This is a genomic window from Phycisphaeraceae bacterium, assembly GCA_019636555.1.
In the GTDB taxonomy this organism is placed as follows: domain Bacteria; phylum Planctomycetota; class Phycisphaerae; order Phycisphaerales; family UBA1924; genus JAFEBO01.
The window spans coordinates 3297698-3313613 of sequence record JAHBXH010000001.1; the positions used below are offsets into that span (position 1 = coordinate 3297698).

9 protein-coding genes, 1 other RNA gene and 1 pseudogene are annotated in these 15916 nt (G+C 55.1%); 3 read left to right on the plus strand and 8 right to left on the minus strand.

The window, feature by feature from the left end; all coding sequences use genetic code 11:
- Positions 1–16: 16 nt before the first annotated feature.
- Positions 17–366, plus strand: a transfer-messenger RNA (tmRNA) gene (gene ssrA, locus KF691_14220).
- A gap of 729 nt (positions 367–1095) precedes the next feature.
- Here ssrA and KF691_14225 read toward each other — a convergent pair.
- A pseudogene (locus KF691_14225) lies at positions 1096–1383 on the minus strand (recombinase family protein).
- Here KF691_14225 and KF691_14230 point away from each other — a divergent pair.
- Positions 1303–1704 (plus strand): hypothetical protein, encoded by a 402-nt coding sequence (locus KF691_14230; protein MBX3390601.1) that lies wholly within the window; start codon positions 1303–1305, stop codon positions 1702–1704. The pseudogene KF691_14225 and the gene KF691_14230 overlap by 81 nt on opposite strands.
- A gap of 175 nt (positions 1705–1879) precedes the next feature.
- Here the strand turns inward: KF691_14230 and KF691_14235 are convergent, their stop codons facing one another.
- The 7 genes from KF691_14235 to KF691_14265 form a co-directional block, all read right to left on the minus strand.
- Positions 1880–3445, minus strand: coding sequence for a response regulator (locus tag KF691_14235; protein MBX3390602.1), 1566 nt, complete (start codon positions 3443–3445; stop codon positions 1880–1882).
- 21 nt (positions 3446–3466) lie between these two features.
- Positions 3467–4642 carry an FIST C-terminal domain-containing protein gene (locus KF691_14240; protein MBX3390603.1) on the minus strand — a complete coding sequence of 392 codons (1176 nt, stop codon included), beginning with the start codon at positions 4640–4642 and terminating at the stop codon, positions 3467–3469.
- A gap of 309 nt (positions 4643–4951) precedes the next feature.
- Complete coding sequence (locus KF691_14245; GenBank protein ID MBX3390604.1) at positions 4952–6829, minus strand: EAL domain-containing protein; 1878 nt, start codon at positions 6827–6829, stop codon at positions 4952–4954.
- On the minus strand, positions 6814–9129 hold the full coding sequence (locus KF691_14250) for a PAS domain S-box protein (GenBank protein ID MBX3390605.1): 2316 nt from the start codon (positions 9127–9129) through the stop codon (positions 6814–6816). Before KF691_14250 ends, KF691_14245 begins: the two co-directional genes overlap by 16 nt.
- 362 nt (positions 9130–9491) lie before the next feature.
- Positions 9492–10511, minus strand: a complete 1020-nt coding sequence (locus KF691_14255) for a response regulator (protein ID MBX3390606.1) — start codon at positions 10509–10511, stop codon at positions 9492–9494.
- Entirely contained in the window at positions 10508–10852 is a 345-nt protein-coding gene (locus tag KF691_14260) for an Hpt domain-containing protein (GenBank protein MBX3390607.1), read from the minus strand. Before KF691_14260 ends, KF691_14255 begins: the two co-directional genes overlap by 4 nt.
- An 86-nt stretch (positions 10853–10938) precedes the next feature.
- Positions 10939–14844, minus strand: coding sequence for a PAS domain S-box protein (locus tag KF691_14265; GenBank protein ID MBX3390608.1), 3906 nt, complete (start codon positions 14842–14844; stop codon positions 10939–10941).
- 377 nt (positions 14845–15221) lie between these two features.
- On the opposite strand from KF691_14265, the gene KF691_14270 reads away from it, so the two are divergent.
- Positions 15222–15812, plus strand: coding sequence for a response regulator (locus tag KF691_14270; GenBank protein MBX3390609.1), 591 nt, complete (start codon positions 15222–15224; stop codon positions 15810–15812).
- Positions 15813–15916: the final 104 nt, after the last annotated feature.

The following is a 15916-nucleotide window of genomic DNA, read 5'->3' on the forward strand; positions in this document are numbered from 1 at the left end:
CGTTCTTTGACAACCCGGGGCCGATCGGTTTCGACCGTGCATGATCCGTTGATCGTGGCGCGTCCAGGAGCATGCTGGCCTGGTAAAAAGTATGCAAAAAATTGATTGCTGAGAGCAACTACGCTCTCGCGGCCTAATACAGGCTGCGCGTTCCGGTCTCAACGCCTGCTAGAGACCGGAACGAAGACAGCAGGCTGGCCTTGCCGCGGCGCACCCGGGCGGCAAGGCGAGAAAACTCCGGGCGCTGGACCAAAGCGGATGTTGCTGGTGGCAGCCGCGCGGTCGAGATCAAATCACCCGATACACGCGTAGAGGCGACCATCTGACTGTCACGGCACGGGGGTTCAATTCCCCCCGGCTCCATTCCCTGTTTTCCTCGTCTTCGAGTTCCTGCGCGCTCAGACTTTCGGCACGCGATGCCAGCGATCTGAGTTTCATAAAGTCTGCGTCCTCAACCAGTTGCCACACCCCCGGCAGATCACACTCGAGCCGCCGAGTCCGAAGGGTCGGGTTCAACTCGAGTTTCTTCAAAAATTCGGCTTGCGCGGCCGGATCGCCGCTCGCAGCGACGGAAGTCGCCTCCTGACAAGCTCTTATGAACCGCTTGTACGGTTCAACCCACGACGACAAACCGGACGCCAAAGTGTCGAGCTTTTCACGCTTCGCTTGGGTCTCGAGGATGAGTTGATTCTTCGTTTCGCGAAACTCATCAAGTCCGATCACTTGATCGATGTACGCCGTTCTTAGCCGACCCAACCGCCCTTCGCACGCCTCTATGTCGCGCCGAATTGACTCTTGCTCGGACTTGCACTCCGTGATGTCCTCCTTCACGAGGATGTCAGCCTTCTGTAAGAGCCTCTCCGCCGTCCGGTCGTGCATGCTGCATTTCGCCAGTAGCTCTCGCACTTGCTCGCCGACTGCGTCTTCACGCACGAAGGGCTGATGGCATGTCCTCCCCTTCTTCGAGCAACGCAGATAGTGACGGCCTTTGTGTCGCTCGGCGGTGATGAAGTACCCGCACTCGCCGCACCGAATTGACCGTGAGAACAAAAACCCCGGCACTTTCTTGTGGCTTCCGCCAATCCCGCGTCGTACTCTGACTTCACGGCATTTGTCGAAGAGTTCGCGGCTGATAAGCGGCGTGTGCTTCCCGTCAAATAACTCGCCTTTGTACCGCATGATCCCGCAGTAGAACGGGTTCTGCAGAGCGTGCTCTACCATCCGCATCCTCGATTCGACAAGTCCGTCCTCTACCGGATTCTGCGGAACCGGATCTATCTCGGCGAGGTTCGCTATCATTGTGTGGTACCCCGGAAGGTTCGAAGCACTGGTCGATCGGGCCACGTTCGAGGCGGCCCAACAACGGCTCGGCGGCCGGATCATGCGCAAACCGACGCACGCGATCTCTCACGCGCCGCAACACTTGACGACTTCCTCGAACGCTATCGGCTAGCGATCGCTAATTGCGCGTCCCTGCTCGCACCCGACGGCAAGCTGGCAATCCTGATGGGCGACTACTGCGACCGTGAAATCGGGTTCGTCCCCCTCACGTATCACACAAAGCGCCTCGCCTTTGAGTGCGGGCTCCGCCAGTGGTGTACCGACATCATCCGCTTCGGCCACGGAGCCAGCAGCGGCAAGAAGACCTACCGCAGCGCGTTTATTCCCGGTCTACATGATGTGTGCATGGTGTTCGAGAGGTGAAGCAGTTCGTCGCAGGGCTTCCAGCTTTGGCGTCTTCTTTGACGCCACAACATGCGCGGCCGGATGCTCGATAGTCACGCGATCCCTGCAAGGTCCGTGTTGGGGCAGTTCGGACGGGTGCAACCCCAGTCAACGAAGAGGGCACAAGCACATCTGTAGCGGTTCCGCAATGTGACTAGAGGCTATGTGGCTCAACAGTCTGTCGCGGCACTCGGAGTACATTTTCTATCGTAGCCAACAGTTGTTGTCGATCTATGGGTTTGGACGTATAGGCATCCATTCCGGCCTCAAGGCACCGCTCGCGGTCACCTTTGAGAGCATTGGCCGTGAGTGCGATGATATGAAGATTCCTGCCTCGTTGTGCGGGGAGGAGACACTTCTGCTCCAATTTTCTGATTTCACGAGTTGCTTCAAATCCATCCTTTTCAGGCATTTGACAGTCCATCAGAACTATGTCAAATGCCGCTTCCTTTACAGCGGTCACTGCAGCATTGCCGTTGGATACAACATCGCATTCAAATCCAGCCTCCAACAACATTTCCCGTGCAATCAACTGGTTCACCTCGTTGTCCTCGACCAGCAACACTCGCGCTCGTGAGTTGTCCGTCACCTCCACCGATGCATGGTCCGCTTGGACGTCGCCTGTGACCGGCGGTGATTTCGAGCACGCAGCCGAAACATCAACGTCTATGGCCTTATTTCGAGTCGGCTCAGAGGCTCCCGGACACAGGAGATTCGCCTCAAACCAAAATGTCGACCCCTTCCCCGCTTCACTCCTTACCCCGATGCTCCCACCCATCAACTCGACCAGCTGCTTTGAAATTGCCAATCCTAAACCGGTACCGCCATACGTTCGCGTAGTTGACGCATCCGCCTGGGAAAACGCCTTAAATAGTCGATTCAGACGCTCTTTGGGAATCCCGATACCGGTATCGGATACTTCAAATCTGACGCGGGGCACTCCATCCCTTCCGCGGGCCCCCATTCCCACCTGCAACATAACTGAGCCGCGCGATGTAAACTTGATTGCATTATTTACCAGATTAATTATAATCTGCCGCAAGCGGTCCGGATCTCCAAATGCCACTTCCGGGACGTCCGAGCTCAGTTTCCCGCTCACTTGCAAGTGTTTTTCCGAAGCAGCGCCCGCCAGCATCTCCATCACATCCTCAATCACCCCGCGCAAGTTGAATTGGATAGGGCTCAGTTCCAGCTTGCCAGCTTCGATCTTTGAGAAATCAAGAATGTCGTTTATTACAGAATTGAGCGACCTTGCCGAGGTTTTTCCAATTTGAATATAACGCCGCTGTTTCTCATTGAGACTCACAGTCTGCAGCAACTCAAGAGTTCCGACGATGCCATTGAGTGGTGTTCGAATCTCGTGACTCATAGCGGCCAGGAATTCACTCTTTGCACGATTTGCCGACTCCGCCACACTCTTTGCGGATTCGAGATCGGCATTGATGGCCTGCGCCTTTTGTAACGCACTGTTTAGCTGGGTAGTTCGTTCGGAAACAAGGCATTCCAATGTGGCATTCTGCGCCGCAAGCGACCGATGCAATTCGGCCATCTCTTCGGATGCGATGGTCATGGATCGTTCATGAAACTGCCGATCGCTCTCGAATTGAACGAATGCTCGATCCATTGCAGACAGGAACTGCATCCAGCGCTCAGCTGACGACGGGATCGAGTCCTTCTCGAGCCCAAGCTTATCGAGATGACGCAAAAGAATGGAGTGCATGGGACGGGCTTGCGTATTCTACTAGCTGTCGATGCAGCGCTCTCCGATTGTGGTGATGGTCATGGTTTGATTGTGCAATTCGCATCGGCCCCCGTTTATGTGCGGCGATAGCTCGCCATACGAATACATCCCAATCATTCTGCCAGCGGACGACAGCGCTTCCTCGGCGGCGCGCAGTTCGTCCTCTGTCCGTTCTCCCAGGATGAGCCTTCGGCCCACGCAACTAACTGCAATCGTCAATGGCTCACAAATAGGGGAATCTAGCGCACACGACGCTTTCGCAGATTCAGCTGAAGCATCAACCAGCCAATCGAAATTCGCTCTCATGAGCTGGGCCGACCACCCTTCAGGAATATCGCCGGCGAACGTCAGCGACTGATCCGTTTCGCTTACCGCCAGAATAGTGCGAACAAGCATTGGAGAGCCGCCGCGTGACGGCCGAACTGCGAGCGGAAACAGCAAGCCACTCGCAGGAAGTTCTCTGGACCGATCTCCAAGATACTTCTTGTACAGAGCCAGCGCCGGAGTTCCATCGAGCTCAAAGAGCACGTTGCCTTGGCTTCGAGTAATCATGCGCTCCGGACCGAACGGACTCCATCCCCCTTTGGATCCATGACCAATCTCGACCTGATCCCCATAGAACCCCATTGCCGAGACGATCCGGCTCTCAGGAAGCCCATTCCGAAGAACCCACGTCTCCTTAAAACGATCCCCATCTCCAGCGAGTCCACCTGTCAATACCGTACCCTCGGGCAGTACACTGTTGAGTCCGTGCACCAATTCCGTGCCATTAACATTCAATCCATCGGACAATACCATGACGCCACGCAGGCCGCGCCGTAGCAATTGCTCTCCGAGCGTTGCCCCTGCCCGATATGAATCATCGGCGTTACGGACCGGGGCGATGGCAGTAGTAACAGTCGTAGCGTCAAACCGCTTGATCGCAACCGACAGTGTTCCATCCATCACGCGGGTTCCGAAGATCTCGCCGGACGTCGAACACCCGATGATCCGAGATCGCGGAAACGCCTTGTGCAGCTCATGCAAGGCTTCCGATTTGTCCTTGTATTCGCTGGCGCCAAAAACAATGATCATCGTCCTCTCGCTATCGAGCTGAGGAAACGTTCCTGACCACCCGCGCTCACTCGAATGCTGGATGATCGCGGTAGACTTCAGCGCACTGGCAGTCGAGTTCATGGGACACTTCACCCCCACAATGGCCCTTTAGGACTCTTCAATGACACGCACATCAGAGCCCCGCTGGCGACTTCACGATACATCCACTTCGGCTTGATCCAGAATCCCCGTGAACACCGGCCTTCACTTCGACGGAAAACCGTCTTTCGTCCACGGCTACTCCGCGCAAGACCGCACATTTACACTGTCCCACGCGCATCCGATAATCGCAGCATGACAGCGATCGGCCTCACCTGCACTACGAATGGCTGCCGCGTTACTGCATCGCCCCTCGCCACCGTTGCCCGTTAGCTTGATACTCTCTATGCGCTAAGCTGCCTTCCCCATTACATGCATTTGAAAAAACGCCTCCGCTTGCTCCGCCGCGCACGGGTGTCCAAACAAATGCCCCTGAGCGTATCTGCAATCCATAGCCTGAAGCATTGTCGCTTGACCGGAAGATTCTACCCCTTCAGCAATAATTGCAACTCCTAAATTGTCCGCGAGTGCCACAATTGCGTTAACGACCGCCGCGTAGTCCCTACGCTCTTCCATGCTTTTCATAAAGCTGCGATCCATCTTGATCGCATTGAGTGGCAGGCGATGCAAATGGCTCAGAGACGAATAGCCGGTACCGAAGTCATCCATGTATATCCTTACGCCAAATGCACGGAGACGCTGAATGAGTGTTGTTGTAAACTCTGGATCCTTGACAACCGCCGTCTCAGTCATTTCCAGCGCCAACGAGTCGGGTTGGAGATCGTACTTTTTGACAATCGTTTCGACATGATCGGCGAATTGTGTTGACGCCAATTGCTTCGCTGATACATTAACACTCATCACAACATTGGCCGCGGCAGGAAGTCGTTGTTTCCAGTGCTGCAACTGTTTGCATGCTTCTTCGAGCACCCAGAGTCCAATCGGCGCAATCAACCCCGTTTCTTCGGCACAAGCAATGAATTCTCCCGGCGACAGCAGTCCCCGCTTGGGATGATTCCATCGCACGAGTGCTTCGAATCCAGTCAGCATCCCCGAAGCAAGGCTGACGATCGGCTGGTAGTGCACGACGAGCTCACCCCGCTTTGCAACCCCCCGCAATTCATTCTCCATCGACAAACGTCGAATCATATCTTCATGCATTGCGCGATCAAACGTTACATATCTCGCTTTTCCCGCCGCCTTCGCGTGGTACATGGCCGTGTCGGCATCCCGAATCACCTCATCCTCTTGCGCATAATCTAGATCGCTAGTCGTCACGCCAATGCTCGCGGTACTGACGACATTATAACCCTTTAGGCAGTACGGCTCTGCAAGCTTCTCAAGCAGCCCGGATGCCAGTTGCGGGAGGTCACCGAGATCCTTCAACCCAGATGCCACAACGACGAACTCGTCGCCCCCTAGTCGCGCTGCCATTGTCTCACTGCATCTCAGAGAGTATATGGGTCCCTTCATGCACTCACCCAGTCGCCGTGAAATCTCGATCAGCAATTGATCGCCCGCATCATGCCCAAGACTGTCATTGACAATCTTAAAGCGGTCGAAATCGAGAAAAAACACGGCATAATGCAGAGCGGTGTTGTTACGCCGCTGTTGCACCACGCGCGCCAGATGCTCTTTTAGCATTCCTCGATTTGGCAGCCCCGTCAGTTTGTCGTGCGTTGCCGCGTGTGTGAGGTCGCGCGTCCGCAATTCAACAAGCCTTTCGAGCTCCTCGTGCTTCAGAGACGCTTGCCGCTGCAAGGACCACTTCTCGCTGAGAGCAGCCGCCAATTGGGATACTTCAATGGGATCGAATGGCTTCTTCAGAATCAGAAGTCGATCTGTCAGACCGAGGGTGGACGAAATCTCTTCCCATGAATGGTCGGAAAAAGCCGTGCAGATCACGACCTGCAATTGCGAATCGATTTCCCACAGGTGCTGAATCGTTTGCAGGCCATCCCACCCCGGAGGCATCCGCATATCCACAAAAGCGACCGAGTACGGCGATCCGGCTTGAACCGCCTCTTTCAGTTTGTCCCAACCCGCTTGGCCTTGCAATGCCGAGTCGACTGCGAATCGCCCTCGTTGCTCCTTCGGACCGGCGGCAACTCCAAAAAGAGCAGCTTTGGCGTTTGCCAATGCCTCGTTTCCGGACTGCTCCGCCGCTAGAATTTTTCGGAAATCGCCGTGAATTGCCTGATTGTCATCGATGACTAGGATGCGGTGCATGCGTCCTCCACCGTGGGTTGAAGAGCCTCCGATCCTCCATCCGAAAGAATCCCGACTTCGTGAACTGGAATAGACAGCACGAACCGGGCGCCCTTTCCGATCCCGTCGCTGAACGCTGTCAGAGATCCACCCATCGTCTTTGCGACATTCGAGGCGCTGTGAAGACCGAATCCGTGTCCGTCCTTTCGAGTGGTAAACCCGTGACTGAATACTTTCGTCAGATTCTGTGAAGGAATCCCAATGCCGTTGTCACTTACTTCGAAGTGAATGAACCGCTTTCCTTCTTCAATAGCTGCGCGAAGCGACAGCGTGAGACGCTTGTCTCTTGCGCCGCTCGCGGCCATTGCCTGTGTGGCATTGCAGATAAGATTGACCAGGATCTGAATCACCTGATGCTTGTCAACCAGAATGGCGGGGCTGGGATCGAAGTCGCATTCAACTGCAATACCGCACTCGCGAAGTTCGCTTTTTTGCATTTCGAGTGCGTCGATAAACATGCGATCCGCTCTTGTCTTCTCCAGAACACCCTGCTTCTTGGCGTGCTCCTGCTGCATTGAGATAATGTGTTTGACATGCTCCACGCCACGAGTGACTACTTCCAACTCTTCCAACAGGCTGGTACGCTCAGCTCCGAGGCATTGAGCAAGTTGAACGAGGTAATCGGCGAAATGCTTCCCTCGAGCGTCGGTAGAAAGGAAGCGGGCCAAATCACCGCGGTGTTGCTGAAGAGCATCTCCCGCATCTTTTAAGCTAGCGACTTCGGATTTGCGGATCCGTTCATTCACTAGATTCGCGGAGACGTTTACACTGTTCAGCACGTTCCCGACGTTGTGCAACACTCCCGTCGCAACCTCCGCCATTCCAGCCTGCCGCGTCGCTTTTAGCAACTGAGCCTGTAGTTCCATCTGGGCCGTTAGATCAAGAAACGTAACGACGCTCCCGGCGTCGTCCGGCAGACCTGCCGTTGTAACGCGAGCATGGAATTGCGACCCATCTGCACGACGTAAGATCGCTTCTTCTGTATGCCATTCATTCGCCGCACCTCCGGTAGTGGCCGATGGCGCGTAGCTTGTCCATGGTTGTCTGAGCATACCAGGTTGGGTTGCCCCCAACATTCCACATGCAGCAGAATTGGCATATGACAGGTTGCCGTGAGAATCCACCGCGACAATTCCTTCTCCCGCACTTTCTAGTATCATGGCGGTTCGTGCCCGCTCGGTTCCCAAAGCCGCGAGAGCTCGCAACTTGCTCGTCCTTGAGGACACATAAAGCGTCCAAATCCCGACTGCGGCAAGAGACACCAACAGCGCGCTGCCGGCGACAAGCCGCGCTTGCGTTGTTTCGCCCTTCACCCATTTCTCGGCAGCTTTCAATACGACGTTCAGGCCTCCTCCCGCCATCGCATGCGAGATAGAAACTGGAACTCCCAGCAACACATCTCCATCAATGCGAGCGAGCGCCCCCGCGCGCGCGCCTCCAATTGCAGCACCAAGAGCGGCTTGAGCCTCGCTTTGCGACAACGGCGCGGGTCGCCTTCCAGAATTGGTTTCCTCGTCGAATAACTCCCCAGCGTCCGAAACCAAGAAGACAGAGTTTCCCGCACGTACGAATGAATTCTCCTGCGCCAAATCCGCAATGCGCTGAAAATTCAGGCGTGTACTCACGACACCCAGATGTGCACTACTCCCGCTTTCGTTCACCGGGGCCGAGTACGCCACAGACAATCCGCTACTCCCGAAAATCGGCGGCGTAAAGTCGCAGTGTGTCTGGAATTCCATCCGTGATTCACGGCTCTTGTCCGATAGACAGCGTTGAATTACATCGCGCTTCGAGAAATCTCCCTGATAAAGCGCTTCCAGTCGACTCCGCTCGATCGGTCGATGTTCGTGATCCTCAGAGTTAACCCCGAGGAGTCTTCCTTCCGCGTCAAAAATTGCGACGATGTCAAGTTCGAGAGAGTTGGCTAGCAGTTCATTCGCCAATGCTTCGGCTGCGGCGCGGTCGTGCCGCCGAATCACTTCCGGGAGACGCGGGCTATTGGATAGGGCAATCGTTTTTCGCAGACCGTTCTCTCCTACAGCCCTGATCTTGCCGACTAATTCGGAAGACAGATCCTTCATGTGAGCAAGCGGCCCGCAGTTTTCTCCGTTCGCACTGCCCCACAGCAATGAAGAGGCGGCGGCCACCGCAATCGCTAGGAATGCGATCGCAGGGGCGACGACCACGAGCGATCTCCAGCCCTTGCTATGCCGCGTTGAAACGTCCGGAACTCTCTGCTTCTCTGCTGCCGGCTTCGACATGGAATGTCTCCTTCGAACCGCTTGACGCTCACGCATAGCACTCGGATCGCGGGCTTCTCCTTTGCTCGATCAGTGATCGAGACAACCACGTTCTCCATTTGCTTCGCCTCAATGCCGACGCAGATGCACACTGCGCTCAAGCTTTCCCCGCATTTGATCTAGTCACACCCACACAGGTCCGCTAGTTACCGCATCTTGACTTCGACAACTAATCTCACTTACGCCGGCTACAGAGTGGCCCCAAGTCGGTCATTGCACCCGCTTCAGGTCCAATACTCCCTCTCACAACTGTGCTCTGATGCCCGACACATTCCGACCCGACATCTCCCGACGCGGCGGTCATTGTGACCCTTGAGGACCCGCTAAGCTGCAATTGCCGCGCCGCTTTCCATATACCTAGCGCGGATTTCCATGAACTTCCTTTCGCTTCTTATGAACGCCTGCACTATGTCGGGGTCGAAATGCGTTCCAGCCTCTTGAATAATCATCGCTCGAGCTACTTCATGCGTAAACGCGTCTTTATAAATTCGCTTAGATGTCATCGCATCATATACATCCGCCAGCGCCATGATCCGACCGCACAGGGGTATTGCGGACCCGGCCAGGCCGCGTGGATAGCCTGAGCCATCCCATCTCTCATGGTGTGAAGCGGCGATATCGCGAGCCATCTCGAGGAACTTAACGCCCGGAAATGCCTGCAGCGCGGCATCAAGTGTCTGCTCCCCCAGTGTCGCGTGCATTTTCATAATCTCAAATTCACGATCACTCAACCGCCCGGGTTTCAGCAACACACTGTCCGGGATACCTACCTTCCCGATATCATGCAGCGGGCTAGTTGCATAAATCAACCGGATAAACTCTTCATCGATCTCCGTTCTGTGTGCGCCGCTGCGGGCCAAATCCTGAGCAAGCACTCCGCAGTAACCGCGCACTCTTTCCAAATGCGCTCCGGTTTCAGGATCGCGAGATTCGGCGAGCTTGGCCATCGCAAAGATGGCGACATCGCGAGTTTCTAAGGCAAGAATCCGCTCGCCAGTCCTAACTCGGGCGATGAGCTCTGATGGATCAAATGGCTTTCCGATAAAATCATCGGCGCCGGCAGAGAGTCCTTCCACTCGCTGATGAGGCAAGTCGTGTCCGGTCACCAGGACGATGTACACATAGCCGGATAGGCCATCAGCGCGAATCGCCTTGCACAACTCCGATCCATTCATTCTCGGCATTTCCCAGTCGGACACTACCAGCTTCACGCCGCCCCGACGTACACGCTCGAGCGCATCCGCTCCATCGCGAACGGCCTCAACGTCGTAGCCGGCCTGCGTGAGAGTCGCTTCCAAGAGCGTGAGGGATACATCGTTGTCATCGACGACCAATACATTCATAACGGCGACTCCGTAGACACTCGACGTTCGTCCGCTTTACGCAATTCTGCCTTTGCCGTCGGAATGTACCCCAGGCACCTTCCGATCTCTGTTTGCAGCCCTGCCAACTCCGCCGCGATCGAGGCGATTTCGTTGTGGCGAGCAAGACTCTCCAAATTGGCGGCCATTCGCTGTAGGCCAATTGCGGCGACCGCCGCCGCCGAGCCTTTCAGAGAATGCGCCTTATTGGCAAGTTGACTTGCGTCGTGAACAAGAGGACGCTGTCCCACCTCGATTAGATCCTTTCGCAACTGCGACTCGAACTTGTCAAGAACGAGAATCGCAATCGTCGTGTTTCCCATGCACCTCTCCAGGAGAGCCTCAAGCACAAACGGTTCTTCACCTGACCGCCTTGCGTCCCTCCGACAGTCCTGCCCAGCTGAGTCACTCATACATTGCTTTCCTTCGCCTTGTTGCTCCGCCCCTTGTTGAGCACCACCCGCTCGATGGTGCGAATCAATTCCTCCGGGTTGACGGGTTTGCTGGTATATGCATCCATGCCGGCTTGCAGACACCGCTCCTTGTCTCCCATCATGGCATTCGCTGTCAGCGCCACGATCGGAATGCGGCTTTGGCGGCCCATCCCGCGGTCCGCGCTTCTCTCTCGAAGCCGAATCTCACGTGTCGCGTCAAATCCGTCCAAGATGGGCATTTGACAATCCATCAGAATCGCGTCATAGCGTCCGGTGAGAGCTCTGAACACAGCCTCTTTTCCTGTTTCCACGATATCGCATACGTATCCTGCACGCGACAGTATCTCTTGTGTGACAATCTGATTTACCTCATTGTCTTCGGCAACAAGAATCCGACCTCGGCACTGCGCCGGCGATTCATTCTTCCCGCGTTCGACGACTCCTTGCCCTTCATCGGGCGTCACTGGTTTCGGCCGACACTGCGGCGAAGCGATGCTGTCATCAATCATCTTCGCCAATCTCGACTGACGGACGGGTTTGGTGACATACCCTGCGAATCCTCTCACGCGGATCTTTTCATGGTCGACTTGCTCTTCGGCCGCTAGTAGCACCAACAGCACCGTGTGCTGGATGCGTTTGTCAGCTTGGATGAGCTCCGCAAACTCGATGCTGGATGGAGTTGAGAGCTTATTTGATATGATAGCGACACGATATGGCGCCGCCTGGGATGCTGCAGCCACTAGCATTTGAAGCGCCTCGTCGCAGCTAGACACAGCATCCGAGGCAATCCCAACGGTTTCGAGCTGCTCACACAACAGTTTGCTTTGCATTTCGCAGTCGTCGATTACGAGCGCCCGCAGTATTGACACTCGTCCCAAGTCCTCTCTCGAGGAGGCGATTGAGTCTCCACACTCTTCCAATTCAATGGTAAACCAGAATTTCGTTCCGTGGCCAACTTCGCTTGAAACTCCAATATCACCACCCATGAGTTCTGCCAATTGCTTGGAAATGACCAACCCCAATCCAGTGCCACCATAGAGCCGCGTCGTTGATGCATCCCCCTGTGAGAATGACTTGAATAGTCGCCCGATGCGTTCCGGTGCAATTCCCGGCCCGGTATCCGCTACCTCGAAGCGGATGATCGTCCGACCGCGGGTCGTAGGTTCGCCGTAAAGTCGAACTACAACTGATCCCTGTTCGGTGAATTTGACGGCGTTGTTGACCAGGTTGATAAGAATCTGCCTGAGCCGATCAGCATCGCCGCGCAACCGACGAGGAACAGTTCGATGAATATGGCATCCGATTTCAAGGCCCTTGACATGAGCTCGCTGCGACATCACCTCAATGACATCTTCAACAGCGCAGTGTAGATCAAAATCATTTATGACAAAATCTAGCTTTCCCGCTTCAATTTTTGAAAAATCCAAAATATCATTGATCACGGTCGTGAGCGTCTCCGCCGAGCACTTCGCTACACTGGCGTATCTCTGCTGAACCTCTGAGAGTTTGGTTCCCAGAAGCAGGTCGGTCATTCCGATTACGCCATTGAGCGGAGTGCGAATTTCATGACTCATGTGCGCAAGGAATTCGCTCTTGGCGCGGTTCGCCCGCTCCGCGGCGTTCTTTGCTTCGCGAAGCACGTTCTCCATCTGCTTTTGATCGCTAATGTCTTTAAATAGAATCGCCACCTGGCGACTTGCCGGTTCGCCAAAGCGAAAGGCGTAGACATCGTACCACCGATTCAGCGCTTCGGCTCGGTGCTGAAACCGGGACGCTTCGCCGGTTAGCGCTACTCTCCCGTAGCATGTGAACCAATGTTCTTCGTGGTTTGGCGCGATCTCTCGCATTCTTCGCCCCACCGCATTGCTAATGCCAGTTTGCTTCTCGAATGAAGGGCTAATCTCTAGAAAGCGGTAATCGACTGGTTTGCCATTGGCATCGTAGAGCATTTCGATAATGCAAAAGCCTTCATCGATCGAATTGAATAGCGTGCGGTATTGCATTTCGCTCGCACGCAACTGAGCTGTTTGCTGGTCTACGCGGCATTCCAATTCCGCGTGCATCGCTGCAACTCTTCCCTCGGCTTGCTTTCGATCGGTGATGTCGTGAGATACCGTAATAACCGCCTCGATACCTCCTGAGATGCTTCGCAATGGGACGGCGCGTGACTCTATCCATCGCAAACGACCTCTGCATCCGCAGATCTGACATTCGAATGTCTCCGAAGCGCCCTTGAGTACACGTCTTTGCATTTCAGAAAACAATTCGCGATACTCTGGCCGCACCAGCGCCAGCAGAGTAAGCTCCCGCAGTTGTTCTACCGACTCTGCCTCGAACAATTGAAGCCCCGATTGATTAATCTCCTGGAGCTCATGGTTTGGCCCGGTCACAGTCAAACATTCTGGCTCTGCGTCGATAATGGCGCGCATCCGCAACTCGTTCGCCGCAATTTGTTCCTGGGCTTCCACACGCGCCGTGATGTCCGAACCTATTGACACGAATTTGTCGATTGCTCCGTTTGAGCCTCGAAACGGTGCGATGATGCTGTCGATCCAGTACAATGATCCGTTTTTGGCTCGGTTGCAGATTTCTCCACGCCACGCCTTTCCGGATCCTATGCGTTGCCACATTTCCGTCCAGAACGAGACTGGATGAAGTCCTGATTCGACAATTCGATGACTGTGTCCAACGAGCTCCCGCTGCGTGTAGCCGCTGAGCTGGCAGAATAAGTCATTTACTGCGACAATGCGCCCCTCGGTATCCGCCACCGAAACAATCGAATGCTGCTCTACGGCCGTACGGAGAGCCGCGGACTCAAGGAGTGCATGCTTCGCCTCGTCCGCTTGGACGCGAGCTTCTGCTCTTGAGCGTAAGGTAGCTCCTACCAGAAGAAGCAGCAATCCAATGCTCAATGGTGTGCCTACCCCAACGATTGCCGCATTTCGCGTGTCTATCGTCGACCATGATGTTGGCATGCTCAACATCACTTGGATCCCGCCCCCTTCTATGGTTGCCAATCCCGTTACGCGAAATAATGCGTGTGTGGTGCCATCTCGATCGACGAGCACTTCGGAGGCTTGCCCGTGCACCAGCGGCGCGATTATCTCCGACAATTCACCTGCCGGAATAGGTGGAGTGGCGCCTCGATTCGTGGCTTCATCGAAAAATGCGCCATGATCGGAAACGAATCTGACTGAACCGTTGCCTCCCGCAATAGGCCGCTCGCGACTGAGGGCAGTAATCCGCTCAAAGCGAAGCCTTGTACTGACGATACCTATCTGCCTTCCATCTGCACCGTATACCGCCTGTGAGTGGGCAACAGAAAGCCCGCTCGATCCAAAGAACGCAGGCGTAATATCGCAACTGGTTTGAAATTCCAGTGCTTCGGCACGCTCCCCGTTGCGCGCACATCGCGCGATAACACCTCGATCACCAAAGCTCCGCGAGGTGATCTTCTCAACCCGCTCGCGCGGAATGGGAGTCCCGTCGCTGAGAACGGTATTGATCGCCAGGATTTCTCCGTCTCGATTGAATACTGCGACGGCATCAATCTCGGTTGAATTGACGACCGTTTCATTGCAGATTTGCGTTAGCCGTTCTCTGCTCCTATCACCGAGCGCCGCGACAACAGTTGAACTTGTCGCAATTTTGCGACCACGAGACATCGCGGCTCCTGTTACCCTTTCAACGTCTAGCCTAAGCAGGTGTCCGGTGTCCAGCATTGACTGTCGAGCGGCCGAGAGCGCCTCACCGTTGTTCTTCAAACGAACCGCATCCCGCAAATGCGCGGCGGCGACAATGAGAGTGGCGGTGCCACCAATGATCGTTATGGGAACAGCTGCGACGCTAGCAGGCTGTTGAAAAACTCCAACCAGTCGCAATTTCGAACCGCCATCTACCCTCGCGACCCGGGTCTGAGGGCCAGAAAGTTGTCTGCAATGCGTCGGCGCAGTAGGCACAATCAGAATTTCAACAGCCTGCTAGCGGCTCTCAACGCGATTCTGATTGCGCCGATGATTCTGAAGATCTTTCGTCGCATCAACGGCACCTCATAGGCCGGGTACTTCACGGCCTTAACGCTGCCCCCTTCCAGTATTCCGCAGCGATCTTGCCCGCTCAATGGTTCTATCGGAGGACCGACAATCTCACACACCTCGGTCATTCCGCAGCACCAATCAAGCGGAATATTGATGTCAAGCCAAGATATCGTTAAGCCGATAGGACGGCATCGACACTCCAGGTACCGAAAGGGCATCGCATGTTGAAGACTGTTCTAGTCGTTGACGACATGCCGATTTTCCGAGAGCCGATCGAAGCTGTGCTGCGCGCTGAAGGGCTAAAAACCGCAACCGCGGCCAACGGGCACGAAGCGATTGTGCTCTTGTCGGAAGTGAAACCCGACCTAGTACTCCTGGATCTCGGAATGCCGGTGCTGGATGGGCTTTCTGTTTTGCGATACATGCGAAATGAACCGACGTTCAAGACAACGCCGGTGATTGTCCTTTCCGCAGAATCTGATCGAGTTCGAATTGTCGAAGCCATGAAGCTCGGGATTGCGGGATACTTGCTCAAGGCTAGTTTTTCCTTAAAGGAACTGTTGAGTCGCGTGAAGGAGCAATTCGCCACCGCGACTCGACTTCCTTCAGTTCCAAGCACTTCGAATGAGGACAGTACAGCAGATCCGAAACTTGCGATGATTGGGCCTAAGTCCAAATCCCCGCCCGCCAGCGAGCCAGCAGTGTCTCCGGCTGCAATGGTCGGATCTGAGCACTCACATCGAGTGACTGGGTGTCACAACGCACACCTTACGACAACCGGATCTCTCGCAGATGACTTAACAGGCTGTTGAAAAACTCCAACCAGTCGCAATTTCGAACCGCCATCTACCCTCGCGACCCGGGTCTGAGGGCCAGAAAGTTGTCTGCAATGCGTCGGCGCAGTAGGCACAATCAG